At 61.6% G+C, this 15,252-nt stretch carries 15 protein-coding genes; 2 read left to right on the plus strand and 13 right to left on the minus strand.

Going from position 1 to position 15,252, the window contains the following annotated elements; all coding sequences use genetic code 11:
• Positions 1 to 29 precede the first annotated feature (29 nt).
• The 11 genes from ACI512_RS07130 to ACI512_RS07180 form a co-directional block, all read right to left on the minus strand.
• Complete coding sequence (locus ACI512_RS07130; protein WP_231807455.1) at positions 30 to 509, minus strand: DUF2878 domain-containing protein; 480 nt, start codon at positions 507 to 509, stop codon at positions 30 to 32.
• Positions 502 to 1,773 carry a cyclopropane-fatty-acyl-phospholipid synthase family protein gene (locus tag ACI512_RS07135; protein ID WP_012722117.1) on the minus strand — a complete coding sequence of 424 codons (1,272 nt, stop codon included), beginning with the start codon at positions 1,771 to 1,773 and terminating at the stop codon, positions 502 to 504. Before ACI512_RS07135 ends, ACI512_RS07130 begins: the two co-directional genes overlap by 8 nt.
• A complete protein-coding gene (locus tag ACI512_RS07140; RefSeq protein ID WP_064054706.1) occupies positions 1,760 to 2,569 on the minus strand; it encodes a DUF1365 domain-containing protein in 810 nt (269 codons plus the stop codon). Before ACI512_RS07140 ends, ACI512_RS07135 begins: the two co-directional genes overlap by 14 nt.
• A complete protein-coding gene (locus tag ACI512_RS07145; protein ID WP_236379135.1) occupies positions 2,566 to 3,813 on the minus strand; it encodes an NAD(P)/FAD-dependent oxidoreductase in 1,248 nt (415 codons plus the stop codon). The genes ACI512_RS07140 and ACI512_RS07145 overlap by 4 nt, the downstream gene beginning before the upstream one ends.
• A complete protein-coding gene (locus ACI512_RS07150; protein WP_012722120.1) occupies positions 3,810 to 4,592 on the minus strand; it encodes an SDR family oxidoreductase in 783 nt (260 codons plus the stop codon). The genes ACI512_RS07145 and ACI512_RS07150 overlap by 4 nt, the downstream gene beginning before the upstream one ends.
• Entirely contained in the window at positions 4,589 to 5,011 is a 423-nt protein-coding gene (locus ACI512_RS07155; RefSeq protein ID WP_064054708.1) for a nuclear transport factor 2 family protein, read from the minus strand. Before ACI512_RS07155 ends, ACI512_RS07150 begins: the two co-directional genes overlap by 4 nt.
• A complete protein-coding gene (gene phrB, locus ACI512_RS07160; RefSeq protein ID WP_236379137.1) occupies positions 5,004 to 6,449 on the minus strand; it encodes a deoxyribodipyrimidine photo-lyase in 1,446 nt (481 codons plus the stop codon). Before phrB ends, ACI512_RS07155 begins: the two co-directional genes overlap by 8 nt.
• Complete coding sequence (locus ACI512_RS07165; protein WP_064054710.1) at positions 6,450 to 7,379, minus strand: MerR family transcriptional regulator; 930 nt, start codon at positions 7,377 to 7,379, stop codon at positions 6,450 to 6,452.
• A 3-nt stretch (positions 7,380 to 7,382) separates the two neighbouring features.
• Positions 7,383 to 8,342 carry a DUF523 and DUF1722 domain-containing protein gene (locus tag ACI512_RS07170; RefSeq protein WP_046034105.1) on the minus strand — a complete coding sequence of 320 codons (960 nt, stop codon included), beginning with the start codon at positions 8,340 to 8,342 and terminating at the stop codon, positions 7,383 to 7,385.
• Positions 8,343 to 8,453: 111 nt separating this feature from the next.
• Positions 8,454 to 8,669, minus strand: a complete 216-nt coding sequence (locus ACI512_RS07175) for a TIGR02450 family Trp-rich protein (RefSeq protein WP_012722125.1) — start codon at positions 8,667 to 8,669, stop codon at positions 8,454 to 8,456.
• Entirely contained in the window at positions 8,666 to 9,652 is a 987-nt protein-coding gene (locus ACI512_RS07180; RefSeq protein WP_012722126.1) for an NAD(P)/FAD-dependent oxidoreductase, read from the minus strand. Before ACI512_RS07180 ends, ACI512_RS07175 begins: the two co-directional genes overlap by 4 nt.
• Positions 9,653 to 9,861: 209 nt before the next feature.
• Between ACI512_RS07180 and ACI512_RS07185 the strand changes: the two genes are divergently transcribed.
• Positions 9,862 to 10,761, plus strand: coding sequence for a TIGR01777 family oxidoreductase (locus tag ACI512_RS07185; RefSeq protein ID WP_236379138.1), 900 nt, complete (start codon positions 9,862 to 9,864; stop codon positions 10,759 to 10,761).
• Positions 10,762 to 10,775: 14 nt separating this feature from the next.
• A complete protein-coding gene (gene hemH, locus ACI512_RS07190) occupies positions 10,776 to 11,801 on the plus strand; it encodes a ferrochelatase (RefSeq protein ID WP_236379140.1) in 1,026 nt (341 codons plus the stop codon).
• Between the two features lie 61 nt (positions 11,802 to 11,862).
• On the opposite strand, the gene ACI512_RS07195 is transcribed toward hemH, so the two are convergent.
• Together ACI512_RS07195 and algW are read right to left on the minus strand one after the other, a co-directional pair.
• Positions 11,863 to 13,959, minus strand: coding sequence for a TonB-dependent siderophore receptor (locus tag ACI512_RS07195; protein ID WP_405121725.1), 2,097 nt, complete (start codon positions 13,957 to 13,959; stop codon positions 11,863 to 11,865).
• A 112-nt stretch (positions 13,960 to 14,071) separates the two neighbouring features.
• Complete coding sequence (algW, locus tag ACI512_RS07200; protein ID WP_012722130.1) at positions 14,072 to 15,226, minus strand: Do family serine endopeptidase AlgW; 1,155 nt, start codon at positions 15,224 to 15,226, stop codon at positions 14,072 to 14,074.
• Positions 15,227 to 15,252 lie beyond the last annotated feature (26 nt).

The raw sequence follows: 15,252 nt of genomic DNA on the forward strand, positions 1-15,252 counted from the left end.
TGGCACACGTGTGAAGCGACTGACGGACGTCAGCGCGCCAACCGGTGCAGTCCCACGAATACCGCGGCCCACAGCAGCGCCAGCACGGCCATCGTGGTCGCTAGGCCGTAACCAAACTGCACCCCCGCCAACTGGCTGCCGGCATAGTAAGAGAGCGGGCCGCCCAAGGCGCCCAATACCGCCGCACGCCACCAGGGGCGGGCGCTCCAGGCCAGGCAATGGCGCAACGTGGTCGCCAGCAACGCCCACAGCAGGATCAACCAGAAAGGAATCAGCGGGCCCGGCTCGGTGAACTGAAACACCCCCAGCGTGCGCAATGCGGTGTCCAGTAGCGTGCCCAAGACCGTAACGCTGAGGATCAGCCTGCCGTCTTCAGCCCACGAACTTATCCACAGCAGATGAACCGCCAGCACGGCCAGTCCTACCAGTAACCACCGGCTGTCACCGCCGAGCACGCAGGCAAACCAGCCGCACTGGAAGAGTGCGGCATTGGCCAGCGTCTTAAGCACTGAAACGCCCGAGCAGCGGCGGGTTGATCGCCGACGGCTTGGCCAGCAGCAATTGCGCCGTGCCGATTGTGCGCTCCATAAAGCCGCCTTCGCAGTAGCACAGGTAAAACTCCCACAGACGCAGGAAGTATTCGTCGTAGCCTAATTCTGTGAGGCGGCCGTGGGCGCGGCGAAAATTCTCATGCCACAGGCGCAAGGTGCGCGCGTAGTGCAGGCCGAAATCCTCCATGTGCAACAGGTTCATATCGGTATCGCGGCTGACGATGTGCAGCATGTTCTGCACGCAGGGCAGGGCGCCGCCGGGAAAGATATAGCGCTGGATAAAATCCACACTGCGCTTGGCCTGTTCAAAGCGCTGCTCACGAATGGTGATGGCTTGCAGCAACATCAGCCCGTCATTCTTGAGCAAGTGCGCGCATTGCTTGAAGTAGGTTGGCAGGAAGCGATGCCCCACTGCCTCGATCATCTCGATGGACACCAGTTTGTCGTACTGGCCGGTCAGGTCGCGGTAATCCTTCAGCAGCAGCGTGACCTGGCTTTGCAGCCCCAGGGCCGCGATGCGTTGCTCGGTGTAGGCGAACTGTTCCTTGGACAGGGTCGTGGTGGTGACCTTGCAACCGTAATGTTGCGCCGCGTACAGCGCCATGCTGCCCCAGCCGGTGCCGATTTCGAGTAAATGATCGGTGGGCTTGAGCGCGAGCTTTTGGCAGATGCGTTCCAGTTTGTTCAGTTGCGCCTGCTCCAGGGTGTCCTCAGCGGTTAGAAACTGCGCCGCCGAGTACATCATGGTGGGGTCGAGAAACTCTTCGAACAGGTCATTGCCCAGGTCGTAGTGGGCGGCGATGTTTTTCTGCGAGCCCTTGCGCGTGTTGCGGTTGAGCCAGTGCAAGCCCTGCGTGAACGGCCGAGCCAGGCGCGCGAGGCCACCTTCCATCGCGTCGAGCACGTCCAGGTTGCTGACCATCACGCGCACCACGGCGGTCAGGTCCGGACTGGTCCAATAACCGTGGATAAATGCTTCACCGGCACCGATGGAACCGTTGGCCGCCACCAGGCCCCACACGGCTGAATCGAGCACTTGGATCTCTCCCAGCAAGTGCGCTTCCCGTGCGCCGAATACTTGCCGCTCGCCATCCTCGATCACCACCAACTGGCCATGGCGCAATTGGCTGAGTTGGCGCAGCACGCCTTTGCGCAATAGCGCAGTGGTCATGCCATTGACGTTCAGGCGGTTGCCCTTGACCGATAAGCTAGGGGATTTCATGGTGGCGATCCTTGGTATACCCGACTGCGGTGCGTGAGGCGCCATCGGCGGCCTGATGGGAAAAAATCGGTGTGCGTTTGAGTAACAGGCGCGTGGCTTGCCAATAGATGGCCAGGCAGGTCTTGGCGGTCATCCACGGAAAGCGCCACAAGTAGCGGTGCAGGCTGGCGCGGTTGAGCGTTTCTTTTTGCAGGCTCAAGGTGGCGTCGAAGACCTTTTGCGTGCCCTGCCAGTCCGCCATGTGCACGCCGAGTTTGGCGGCGGGTGGGCTGAAGCTCATGCGGTATTCCAGGTCGCGCGGCAAGAACGGCGACACATGGAAGGCCTTGGCCACGGCGAAATGCTGATGCTCATCCGCACTCAAGGCCTGGGCCGGCAGCACATAGTGATAGCGCTCGCGCCACGGGGTGTTGGTCACTTCACACAGGATCGCGGCCAGACGTCCGTCGGCCTCGAAGCAGTAGAAGAAACTCACGGGGTTAAAAGCCAGGCCCCAACTGCGAGCCTGGGTCAGTAGGCAGATAACGCCCTGGGGTGTACGCCCCAGTGCCTTGCCGACTTCCTGGCGCACGGCATCGCTCAAGCTCATGCCGGTGCGCGTGAATTCACGCAGGTAGTCCTGCTGGCGAAAACCGAAGGGCGCCAAACGGCTGCGCCCCGCCAGAGGTGAAAGCCCGAGCACTTGCTGCTCTTCGCTCAGGTCCAGGTACAGCAGGCCGATGCGGTAGCGAAAGGCATGGGCCTTGGGCGTAAACCGGCGATGGGCTATCCAGCCACTGTACAGGGCGCTGTTCACAGGGTTTCCCCAAAGGCTTCGGCCACGCGCAAGGCGCTGACCACGCCGTCTTCGTGGAAACCGTTGGCCCAGTAGGCGCCACAGTAGAAGGTGTTACGCACGCCAGACACGTCCTCCCAACGACCTTGGGCCGCCACCGCTGCCAGGCTGTATTGCGGGTGGGCGTAGGTGTAGCGGGCCAGGACCTTCAGCGGGTTGATCATCGACGTCTGGTTCAGGCTCACGCAAAAGGTGGTGGCGCTGTCGATGCCTTGCAGGATGTTCATGTCGTAAGTCACCGCCGCCTGCGTGTGCGTGTTGCCGGTCAGGCGATAGTTCCAGCTGGCCCAGGCCAGCTTGCGGTCGGGCAGCAGGCGGGTATCGGTGTGCAGCACCACGTCGTTGTCGGCGTAGGGCATTGCGCCGAGGATCTCCCGTTCGGCCTGGCTGGGGTCCGCGAGCAAGGCCAATGCTTGGTCGCTGTGGCAGGCGAAGACCACACGGTCAAACGTTTCGCTGCCGGCAGGGCTGTGGATAATCACGCCGTCGTCCGTACGCTCAACTTGATGCACGGGGCAATTGAGGCGGATGTGTTCGCGAAAGCGGCGGGTCAGCGGTTCGATGTAGCGGCTTGAGCCACCTTCGATCACGCACCACTGTGGGCGATTACTCACCGAGAGCAAGCCGTGGTTCTTGAAGAAGCGCACAAAGAACTGCAAGGGGAACGCGAGCATGTCGGCCAATGACATTGACCAGATCGCCGCGCCCATCGGCACGATGTAATGGCGGATAAACCGCTCGCCGTAATGACCGGCGGTGAGGTAATCGCCCAGGGTCATCTCGGCGCTGATGCGTTGTTCCTGCAGGTCCAGCGGTGCCTGGCGGTTGAAACGCAGGATATCGCGCAACATGCCCCAGAACCCCGGCGACAAGATATTGCGACGCTGGGCAAACAAGCTGTTGAGGTTATTGCCGTTGTACTCGAACCGGGTGTTCTCGTCGCACACCGAAAAGCTCATTTCGGTGGGTTTGAACGTCACCCCGATTTGCCCCAGCAGGCGCATGAAGTTGGGGTAGGTCCAGTCGTTGAACACGATGAAACCGGTGTCTACCGCATAGCTTTTACCCTCGACGGTCACGTTGACCGTGTGGGTGTGCCCGCCGATGCGGTCGCCCGCTTCGAACACCGTGATGTCATGACGGCGACTGAGCAGGTAGGCACTGGTGAGGCCGGCGATGCCGCTACCGATGATGGCGATCTTCACAGGTCGTCCTTTTTCGGCGGTGGGCTGCGCAACATGCGTTTGCCGATGATCAGTTGTGCGCGGTTCGGCAGTTTCGACAGCGGCCAGAGGGTGGCGATAAACAGGGCCGGAAAGGCAATTTCCAGCGGACGTTTATCCAGCTTGGCGAAGATATGCCGTGCGGCTTTGTCCGCCGACCAACTGAGCGGCATCGGGAAGTCATTGCGTTCGGTCAGCGGCGTGTCGACGAAGCCTGGGCTGATCACGGTCACGTCGATATTTTCCGGCGACAGGCTGATGCGCAAGGATTCGAACAGGTAACGCAAGCCGGCCTTCGAGGCGCCATAGGCTTCGGCGCGCGGCATTGGCAGGTAGGTCACGGCGCTGGCGACGCCCACCAGGTGCGGCGTTGATCCTGCGCGCAACAGCGGCAGGGCGGCTTCGATGCAATAGCTGCTGGCCAACAGGTTGGTGCGCACCACGTGCTCGATGATTGATGAGTCAAACTGCCGTGCGTCCACGTATTCACAGGTGCCGGCATTCAGGATCACGGTGTCCAGCGCCCCCCAGGCCCTGCCGATCTGTTCACCGATCTCGCGCACGGTCTGGCTGTCGGTCAGGTCGCCCGCCACCACCAGTACTTGGCCGGGATAGCGTTGCGCGAGCGCCTCCAAAGGCCCTTTCGTGCGCGAGCTCAGCGCCACATGGGCGCCGCTGTTGAGCAGTTCCACGGCCAGCGAGGCACCGATGCCACTGCTGGCACCGGTCAGCCAATAACGACGGGGGGGTACTGCGCTCATCCCACTCTCCTTTTCAGCCAACCGACGACTCTGCCCAGCACGGGTAAGTGCTCGTACAGCAGAGCACCAGCATCGAAATAATCACGGTGGCGGTACACCTTGTCTCGCCACATCAGGTGCGAGCAGCCTTCCACCCGGATGACCTTGCCGTTGGCCAGGCGCGGGTGGCAAAAGCTCATTTTCCAGCGCAGGTAACCTTCACCTTCGGCCACTTGGTCGAAACCGTGGAAGTCGAAACGCAACTGGCTGACATTCCCGTACAGCTCCGCGAAGTAGCGGTGCAGGGCAGGCAGGCCACGCACTTCGTGCAAGGGATCGGTAAAAACGATGTCTTGGCTGTACAGGCTGTCCAGCAGGTGCAGGTTGTGTTTATCCAGCGTGGCAAAGGCCTGGGCGAAGCGGCGCAGGAAGTCACTCATATTCGCCCCCTGCGGCTTGGCGCGAGGGCAGGCTGCGGAAGGCGGCCAAGGCGCGTTCGCGGGATTTTTTCAGGTCGACAATGGAGCGCGGGTAGTCCGCCACGCCGAACAAACCACCGGCGGCGTCGGGGTTATGTACGTCCTTTTTGTTCAGCGCGGCCAGTTCCGGCAGCCAGTGCTTGATGAACACGCCGTCACTGTCGAACTTTTCCGATTGGCTCAACGGGCTGAAAATCCGGAAGTACGGCGCCGAGTCGGTGCCGGTGGACGAACTCCACTGCCAGCCACCGTTATTGGCCGCCAGGTCGCCGTCGATCAGGTGGCGCATAAAGAAGCGCTCGCCCTCGCGCCAGTCGATCAGCAGGTTCTTGGTCAGGAACATCGCCACCACCATGCGCAGGCGGTTGTGCATCCAGCCGGTTTCCAGCAGTTGGCGCATGGCGGCGTCGATAATCGGCAGGCCGGTGCGTGCCTCCTGCCAGGCCGCGAGGTCTTTGGGCGCATTGCGCCAGGCCACGGCTTCGGTTTCGGGGCGGAACGCGCGGTGGCGCGAGACCCGTGGGTAGCCCACCAGAATGTGCTTGTAGAACTCGCGCCAGAGCAATTCGTTGATCCAGGTAATGGCGCCCATGTCGCCGCTTTCGAACTCGCCGCCGTTGGTTTGCAGCGCGGCGTGCAGGCACTGGCGCGGCGAAACCACACCCGCCGCGAGGTACGCCGAGAGCTGGCTGGTGCCGGGCTTGGCGGGGAAGTCGCGCTCGTCCTTGTAGTAGCTGATTTGCTGGTCGGCAAAGGCATCGAGACGCCGACGTGCTTCGTCCTCTCCCGCCGGCCACAAGGCTCGCAGCGCTTGGCTGGGGGGCTCGAAACCTTCGACGGTTGTCGGTACCGGATCGCTTTTCAGCGTGAGTGCGGCCTGAGCCTTTGGCGCGGCGACGATGCGTGGCAGGGCGCTGTGCAAGCGGGTGTAGCAGACCTTGCGAAACTGGCTGAACACCTGGAAATAAGTACCGGTCTTGGTCAGCACGCTGCCGGGCTGGAAGAACAGTTGGTCCAGGTAGCTGTGGAAGCTGACACCTTGCGCTTCCAATGCCTTGGACACGGCCGCGTCGCGACGGCTTTCGTGGATGCCGTATTCCTCGTTGACGTGCACCGACTCAACCGACAGTTCCTGGCACAGCTGGCTCAGTACGCCGGGCGCCTGGTCCCAGGTGGCTGCGGTGCGGATCAGCAGGGGAATGTTCAGCTCGCCCAGGGTGGCGCTCAGTGCGTGCAGGTTGCGCAGCCAGAAATCCACTTTGCACGGCGCATCGTCGTGGGCCAGCCACTGCTCGGGCGTGATCAGGTAAACAGCCGCGATCGGGCCCCGCTGGCTCGCGGCGGCCAGGGCGGTGTTGTCATGTAGGCGCAGGTCGGTGCGCAGCCAGATCAGATGCATTTAAACAAGTCCACGCTGGATCAGTAGCTGGTGGGCCGCCAATGGCTCTTCGGCGACGAGCAACTCAGGGATGTCATGGGTTAATACAGCCATCTCGGCCTGGTGGATGCATACCGTTGGTCCGACGATCAACTTTGGGCAGCTGATGCCGCTCAGAAGTTTTGCGAATGCCGACAAATGGAGCGCCTTGCTTGAATACAGCAGCACGGCGCGCGGTTGCAGATGTTCCACCGCCAGGGCCAGTTCACCAGGTGGCAAAGGCCAGTCGAAGACTTCTACCGGGCAGTCGGCACTGCTTGCCAGCCAGGCGCTGAGCCACAGATGCGGCTCCAGCGGCAGGTCGGATTGATTCACCAGCAGCAATGGCGCGCCGTGCAACTGGCGGTTGTTGTGGTAGATACGCGCACCGAATTTGCTGCGCAGCCAGGACATGAAGAACACCCGCTCCATCTGCGCGCCGAATTGACCCTGCCAACGCTGTTCCAGCTCTTGCAGCAGTGGCATCAGCAGTTGCTCGCACAAGGTGCGTGGCGGGTACAGCGCCATGGCCTGGTTGAACGCATCATCGACGCGGCGTTCGGCCAATTCGCTGATGGCGTGCACCAGTGTCTGGCGCAGGGTGTGCCATTCGTTTTCCACCGTATCGGGGACGGTCAGGGCCGAGTCGATCAGGCCTTTGACCTGGCTGACCGGTACGCCGCGATTGAGCCAGGTGAGAATGGTGTGGATACGTTGGACATGCTCGGCGCTGAACAACCGATGGCCCTTGGGCGTGCGCTGCGGCACGATCAGGCCGTAGCGGCGTTCCCAGGCGCGCAGTGTCACCGCGTTGACGCCGGTCTGGCGCGCCACTTCGCGGATCGGCAGCCAGCCGTCTTGGAGGGCTTGGGCAATGTCTTCGCCGGGTTCGTCTAGCAGGGCAGCTTTCATGGTCTAGATCGCATTTCGCAGGCTGAGGTTTTCCGGATGCGGTTGCAGGTACGCCTGCTGCGCGATGTAGCGATCCGGGTGTTGGCGAAAGTGGTGTTTGAGCAGGGTCAACGGCACCACCAATGGCACGATGCCGTGACGGTATTGGCCGATGACGGTTTGCATTTCCTGCTTGTCGTCGGCGCTGATGGCCTGCTTGAGGTAGCCGCTGATGTGTTGCAGCACGTTGGTGTGGGTGCCACGGGTAGCGCACTTGGTCAGGCCGGTCATCAGGTCGCTGAAATAACAACTGGCCAATTCATCGAGGTTGGCGCCCTTGGTCATGCTGCCCAGCAGGTGGCCGAGGCTTTTGTAATGCGCGGGGCTGTGGGCCATCAACAAGTATTTGTAGCGCGAATGAAAGGCCAGCAGGCGGTGACGGGTCAGGCCTTCGGCCAGCAATTGCTGCCAACTGGCATACACGAACACGCGGGTCAGGAAGTTTTCACGCAGCACGGGGTCATTCAGCCGGCCATCTTCTTCCACTGGCAGGTTAGGGTGGCGTGCACAAAAGGCCTGGGCGTAGATGCCGCGTCCGCCGCCGTCGACCGGGGTGCCGTTTTCGCGGTACACCTTGACCCGCTCCAGGCCACAGGACGGCGACTTCTGCATAAAAATGTAGCCGCACAGGTCAGTGTGTTCCGCGGCCATCTGCTGGCCGTAATCATCCAAAGGCTGGGTGACGTTCAGCTCGCGGTTCACCGTGCCGACGGCTTGCGGGTGGGCGGGGTCGCCCACCAGGCGGATTGGTTCACGCGGGATGCCCAGGCCAATGGCGACTTCGGGGCACAACGGCACGAAGTCGAAATAGTCGGCGAGGGTCTGGCTGCACAGCAGGGATTGTTTATGGCCACCGTTGAAACGCACGTTCTCGCCCAGCAGGCAGGCGCTGATGCCGATCTTCGGTTTGGTGGTGCTGGACATAAACCCATCCTCTGCAAGATTCCTGTACAAGATTTAAATCTTGTACAACTAAATCTCATCATAGGTTCGATGCTGTACAAGTCAAATTATTTGTACAAGTTTATGCGCAGGCTATTTCCAGCCGATTTTCCACGCGTCGACATCTTGCAGGGTTTGCCAGGGCAGGCGTTCGCTGCGGAGGGTCATGACGGCTTGCAGTTCGATTTCCAGCACGGTGCCTTCATCGTCGCGAAACAACTCTGTGACCAGAAAGTGTTTTTCTTTGTTTCGGGGGCGCGCTGCTGTCCACTTCGACAGCAGCAATTTTGCGGGATTGATACGGTTCATTGCAGGTGTTCGATCAAGCGTCGCGCGGCTTCCTGGCCGCTGAGCCATGCACCTTCCACGCGGCCCGACAGGCACCAGTCGCCACACACATACAGGCCCAGGTCGGCATCGGCCAGCACGCCGAACTCATGGCTGCTGGACGGTCGCGCATAGAGCCAGCGGTGCGCCAGGCTGAACGACGGCGCGGGCATGGCGCTGTGCAGCAGTTCGGCGAAGGCGCCGTGCAGGTGCTCAATCACCGCCTCCTTGGACAGGTCCAGATGGGCCTTGCTCCATGCGCTGGTGGCATGCAGCACCCAGGTATCAAGGGCGGTGTCGCGCCCCGGTTTGCTGCGGTTGCGCGCGAGCCAGTCGAGGGGGCTGTCTTGCACAAAGCAGCCTTCCATCGGCGTATCCAGGGGTTTATCGAACGCCAAGGCGATGGCCCAGGTCGGGTCCATCTTCACGCCAGCGGCGGCACTCGCCAGCTTGGGCGCGGCAGCCAGCAGGGCAGTGGCCTGGGGCGCCGGGGTGGCGATGATGACGTGACTGAAGGGACCATGGTTTTCGCTGTCTGCATCCAGCAGGTTCCAGTGTTGTTTGCCCTGGAACACTTCGGTGATGCGGCACCCGAACTCCACCGGCAGGTCATCGAGCAGGGCGCGGGTGATTGCGCTCATGCGCGGCGTGCCGACCCAGCGGATTTGTTCATCGGGGGAGGGCGTGAGCTGGCCGGATTTGAAGTTATACAGCTGGGGCTTCCATTGCTCGGCCCAGCCATTGCTTTGCCAGCGCTGCACTTCGTTGACGAAGCGCCGGTCGCGGGCGGTGAAGTATTGCGCGCCCATGTCCAGGGAGCCGGCATCGCTGCGCTTGCTGGACATGCGGCCACCGCTGCCGCGGCTTTTATCGAAGAGTTGTACAACGTGCCCCGCGTCTCGTAACGCTCGGGCGGCGGAGAGACCGGCGATGCCGGTGCCGATGATCGCGATGGGAACAGTCATGGGAGGCCTCGTTTTACCGTTGGGTACAGACTACGCCGACACCAATAGCTGTACAATATTGTTTTTTGGTATAAGTTTTGGCTTACCTGTTCTTACGGCGTGACCTATGGTTAAAGCAGAGGCTTAATCCAACGTCATGCCCGTTCAAATGATCCCTGCTTATAAAATAGACCAGTGATGGGCGGCGAACGTTACATGAGGAAGATCCCATGCACATTTTGCTGACCGGCGGTACTGGCCTGATCGGCCGTCAACTCTGCAAGCACTGGCTTGCCCACGGTCATCGCTTGACGGTGTGGAGTCGTCATCCGGACCAGGTCGCCAAACTGTGCGGCGAGCAGGTGTCGGGTGTTGCCAGCCTGCAAGAGGTTATCGGCCCGGTCGACGCGGTCATTAATCTTGCGGGCGCGCCCATCGCCGACCGCCCATGGACCCATAAACGCAAGGCGCTGTTGTGGAGCAGCCGTATCAGCCTCACGGAAACCTTGCTGGCTTGGCTTGAAACCCTCGCGCAAAAACCCGCGGTGTTGATCTCCGGTTCGGCGGTGGGCTGGTACGGCGACGGCGGCGAGCGCGAGTTGACCGAAGCCAGCGGCCCGGTACAGGACGATTTCCCCAGCCAGCTGTGCATCGCCTGGGAAGAAACCGCCCAGCGCGCCGAAGCCCTGGGGATCCGCGTAGTGCTGGTGCGTACCGGCTTGGTGCTGGCGGCCGAGGGCGGCTTTTTGTCGCGGCTGTTGCTGCCGTTCAAACTGAGGCTGGGCGGGCCTATCGGCAAGGGTCGGCAGTGGATGCCGTGGGTGCATATCAAGGATCAAATCGGCCTGATTGATTTTCTTCTGCACAAGCCTGACGCCAGCGGTCCTTATAATGCCTGCGCGCCACACCCGGTGCGCAATCGCGAGTTTGCGAAAACCCTGGGCCAGGTGCTGCACCGCCCGGCGTTCATGCCGATGCCGGCCTTTGCGTTGAAGGTAGGCCTGGGCGAGTTGTCCGGCCTGTTGCTGGGTGGGCAGAAGGCGGTGCCTGAACGGTTGCTGGCCGCCGGTTTCACTTTCCAGTTCACTGAGTTGCGTGCGGCCCTGGACGAATTGTCCAGCCGCCTCTAGAGATAGGATGTTGCATGACGGATCACGCGTTGTTACTGGTCAACCTGGGCTCACCGGCGTCCACTTCGGTGGCCGATGTGCGCAGCTACCTCAATCAGTTCCTGATGGACCCTTATGTGATCGACCTGCCGTGGCCGGTGCGGCGCTTGCTGGTGTCGCTGATCTTGATCAAGCGCCCCGAGCAGTCTGCGCACGCCTACGCCTCCATCTGGTGGGACGAGGGCTCGCCGTTGGTGGTGCTCAGTCGGCGCCTGCAGCAGCAGATGACCGCGCAGTGGACCCAAGGCCCGGTGGAATTGGCGATGCGCTACGGCGAGCCGTCGATTGAAAGCGTACTGACCCGCCTCGCCACCCAGGGCATCCGTAAAGTCACCTTGGCGCCGCTGTACCCGCAATTTGCCGACAGCACCGTGACCACGGTGATCGAAGAAGCCAAGCGCGTGGTGCGCGACAAAAAGCTCGATGTGCAGTTCTCGATCCTGCAGCCGTTCTACGATCAACCGGAGTATCTCGACGCACTGGTCGCGAGCGCGCGGTCTTATGTTGAGCAGGATTACGACCACCTGCTGCTGAGTTTCCACGGCTTGCCTGAGCGCCACCTGACCAAGCTCGACCCTACCGGCCAGCATTGCTTCAAGGATGCCGACTGTTGCAAGAACGCGTCCGCCGAGGTGCTCAAGACGTGCTATCGCGCGCAGTGTTTCAGCGTCGCTCGCGACTTCGCCGAGCGCATGGGGCTGCCGGAAGGTAAATGGTCAGTGGCCTTCCAATCGCGGCTGGGCCGCGCCAAGTGGATCGAACCCTACACCGAAGCGCGCCTGGAGGCCTTGGCCCAGCAAGGCGTGAAAAAGCTGCTGGTGATGTGCCCGGCGTTTGTCGCCGATTGCATCGAGACGCTGGAGGAGATTGGCGATCGCGGGCTGGAGCAGTTCCGCGAAGCGGGGGGCGAGGAACTGGTGTTGGTGCCGTGCCTGAATGATGACCCGCAGTGGGCGAAGGCGCTCAATACGCTGTGCGAACGTGCACCGATGGCGCTGTAACCGAACCACGTGAAGATCGAAGTGTGGGAGGGGGCAAGCCCCCTCCCATCTGTTGGTTGCGTTACAGGCTTAGGGTCAGGCTGACCGTAAGGTTGCGCGGTTCACCGGGGTTGATCCAGTAATTGCTGTAGGACCGCTCGTAGTACTTCTCATCAAACAGGTTGTTAAGGTTCAGGCCCACGGTGACATTCTCCGTGGCCTTGTAATGGGCCAGCAGATCGACCGTGTGGTAAGCCGGCAGCTCGAAACGCGTGCCGGCCTCGCCGGAGCGATCCCCCACGTAAGTGAACGCCGCGCCCAGGTCTGAGCCGCGCAACACGCCATCCTGGAATTCATACACGCCCAATAGACTGCCACTGCGCTTGGCCACGCCCAGAATCCGGCTGCCGGCGGGAATGGCTTTATCGCCCTTGGTCACTTCGGCGTCGATGTACGCAAACGCGCCGATCACGCGCACGGCCTCCGTCACTTGCCCTGTCAGTTGCAGGTCGAAGCCTTGGCTGCGTGCCTTGCCCATGGCGCGGCTGGTGTTGGTGGCCGGGTCCAGCGCGAGCACGTTTTCCTTTTCGATATGGAACGCGGCGAGGGTGGCGCTGAGGCGGTCGTCGAACAGCTCGCTTTTGATCCCCACTTCATAACCCACGCCTTCTTCCGGTTTGAAGGTTTTGCCGTTGGCGTCCAGGCCGCTGTTGGGTTTGAACGAGGTGGAGGCGTTGGCGAACACCCCGACTTGTGGGGTGAGCTGGTAAAGCAGACCGGCACGTTGGGTCAGCGCGTCGTGGGTTTGCCGGCTCTTGGCGTGGTTGCGCGCGAAGTCATCGGTGCTTTGCTCGAAATGCTCAAAGCGCGCGCCGACCATGCCGCGCAGGCGGTCGGTGAAAATGATCTGGTCTTGCAGGTTCAGCGCCTGGCTTTTGGTCTGCTCGAAGAAGTCGGTGCCGGAGCGTGTGCCGTTGGGTTTGGGCTGGCCGTAGACGGGGTTGTAGAGGTCGATGGGGTAGCGGCTGCCGCCGATAGCCGTGACGCGTTCTTTCTTGCGGTAGTCCTCGTATTCGGTGCCGATCAGCAGCTCATGCTGCCAACTGCCGATGTCGAACAGGCCGCGCAGTTCCAACTGGGTAATGCTGTCGTGCCAGCCCATGGAGCGTTCACGGTAGCGCCGGTCGAGGGTGTGACCGTCGGCATTCAGCGCACGGTTTTCCGAGGCGTCGCCCCACAGGCTGCCTTGTTTGTAGTGGCTGGCGAGGCGCAGTTTCCAGGCGTCGTTGAGGTGGTGTTCGAGGGTGGCCTGGATACGGTTGTTGTGGTTGTCGATGTCACCGTCGTTCGGCTCGCCAAGGAAAGTTGAGCGCGAGATGCCTGGGGCGTCGACAACGCCGCGATCGAAGGTGGAGCTGTGGCGAACGAATTCGCTCTCCACCAGCAGGTGGGTGTCCGGGTCCAACTGCCAACTGAACGAGGGGGCGACGAATACCCGCTTGCTCTGCACATGGTCGCGGAAGCTATGGTTGTCTTCCACCGCCAGGTTGACCCGCGATAGCACGTTGCCTTCGCCGTCCAGCGGAGTGTTGACGTCAACGGCAGTGCGATAGCGGTCCCAACTGCCGGCGCTGGTTTGCACGGTGGTGAAGGCTTCCGGTTGGGGCTTCTTGGTGACGATATTCACGGTGCCGCCAGGATCTCCCCGGCCATACAGGCTGGCGGCGGGGCCTTTGAGCACTTCGATGCGTTCGATATTCGCCGCGTCTGGTGTGCTCGGGTAGCCACGGTTGGCGCTGAACCCATCCTGGTAGAACTCTGAGGTCGTAAAGCCGCGCACGCTGTATTCGTAGAGGTTAAGGCCGCCGAAGTTGTTTTGTTTGGACACGCCACCGGCAAATTCCAGGGCGCGTTCCACATTGGTGCTGCCCAGGTCCTTGAGCACCGTGGCAGGAATCACACTGATGGACTGTGGGATATCGCGCAGGGCGGTGTCGGTTTTTGTCGCGCTGGCGGAACGGGTCGCGCGGTAGCCTTTGACCGGACCCGTGGCGGACTCATAGGCGTCGGTGGTGACGCTGATGGTGTCGAGTTCCACGGTGTTTTCTTCGGCGAAGGCGGGATCGAGCAGCAAGCCCAAGGCCAGGCCAGCCAAGGGGGCGATTCTTCGAGACGGCATGATAGAGCGTTCCAATAGCGATATTGAAACAATATAACATGACCAATGAGAATGAATTGCTTTGAAGTATAAACTTACAGGTACCCGCGAACGGGTACCTGTATCAGGCCGCTTATTCCTCTTCCTTGACCGGAGCCGGCGGTGGGCGCAGGCCGATTTCCGCCAGCAGCTTGATCTCTTTACCGTTGCGCATCACCTGGATTGCCACCTTGTCGGTCGGCTTGATCCGCGCCACCTGGTTCATCGACTTACGGCCATCGCCGGCCGGTTCGCCATTGATGCTGAGGATCACATCCCCCAGCTGCAGGCCGGCTTTCTGCGCCGGGCCGTCGCGGAAGATCCCGGCGACCACGATGCCGGGGCGTCCGGTCAAGCCGAAGGACTCGGCCAGTTCCTTGGTCAACGGCTGCACTTCAATCCCCAGCCAGCCACGAATCACCTGGCCGTGCTCGATGATCGACTTCATCACTTCCATCGCGAGCTTCACCGGGATCGCAAACCCGATGCCTTGGGAGCCGCCGGACTTGGAGAAAATCGCCGTGTTGATACCGGTCAGGTTGCCATTGGCATCCACCAGCGCGCCGCCGGAGTTGCCCGGGTTGATCGCCGCGTCGGTCTGGATGAAGTCTTCGTAGCTGTTGAGGCCCAACTGGTTACGCCCGGTGGCGCTGATGATCCCCATGGTCACGGTCTGGCCCACCCCGAACGGGTTGCCGATAGCCAGCGCCACATCGCCCACCCGCAAGCCATCGGAACGGCCAAGGGTGATGGACGGCAGGTTCTTCAAATCGATCTTCAAGACGGCGAGGTCGGTTTCCGGGTCGCTGCCCACCACACGGGCCAGGGTTTCGCGACCGTCACGCAGCGCCACCACAATCTGGTCGGCGCCGGTGGTCACATGGTTATTGGTGAGGATGTAGCCTTCGGGGCTCATGATCACCCCGGAACCCAGGCTGGACTCCATGCGCCGCTGCTTGGGCCCGTTATCACCGAAGTAACGGCGGAACTGCGGGTCTTCAAACAGGGGATGGGCCGGTTTGTTGATGACCTTGGTGGTATACAGGTTCACCACGGCGGGTGCGGCGATCACCACCGCGTCCGCGTACGTCACCGGGCCTTGCACCACCGCGCTGGTCTGCGGCGCCTGTTGCAGGTTCACATCAAGGCTGGGTAGACCCACCAGCTCCGGGAAACGCTGAATAATCAGCATCGCGATCAGCACGCCAGCCAACAATGGCCATCCAAAAAAACGCAGCGCCTTGAGCATCAAGTAAGTCCTGACAGGTTGCAGGG

Origin of the sequence: Pseudomonas petroselini, assembly GCF_045037875.1 — a bacterium.
Lineage (GTDB): Bacteria > Pseudomonadota > Gammaproteobacteria > Pseudomonadales > Pseudomonadaceae > Aquipseudomonas > Aquipseudomonas petroselini.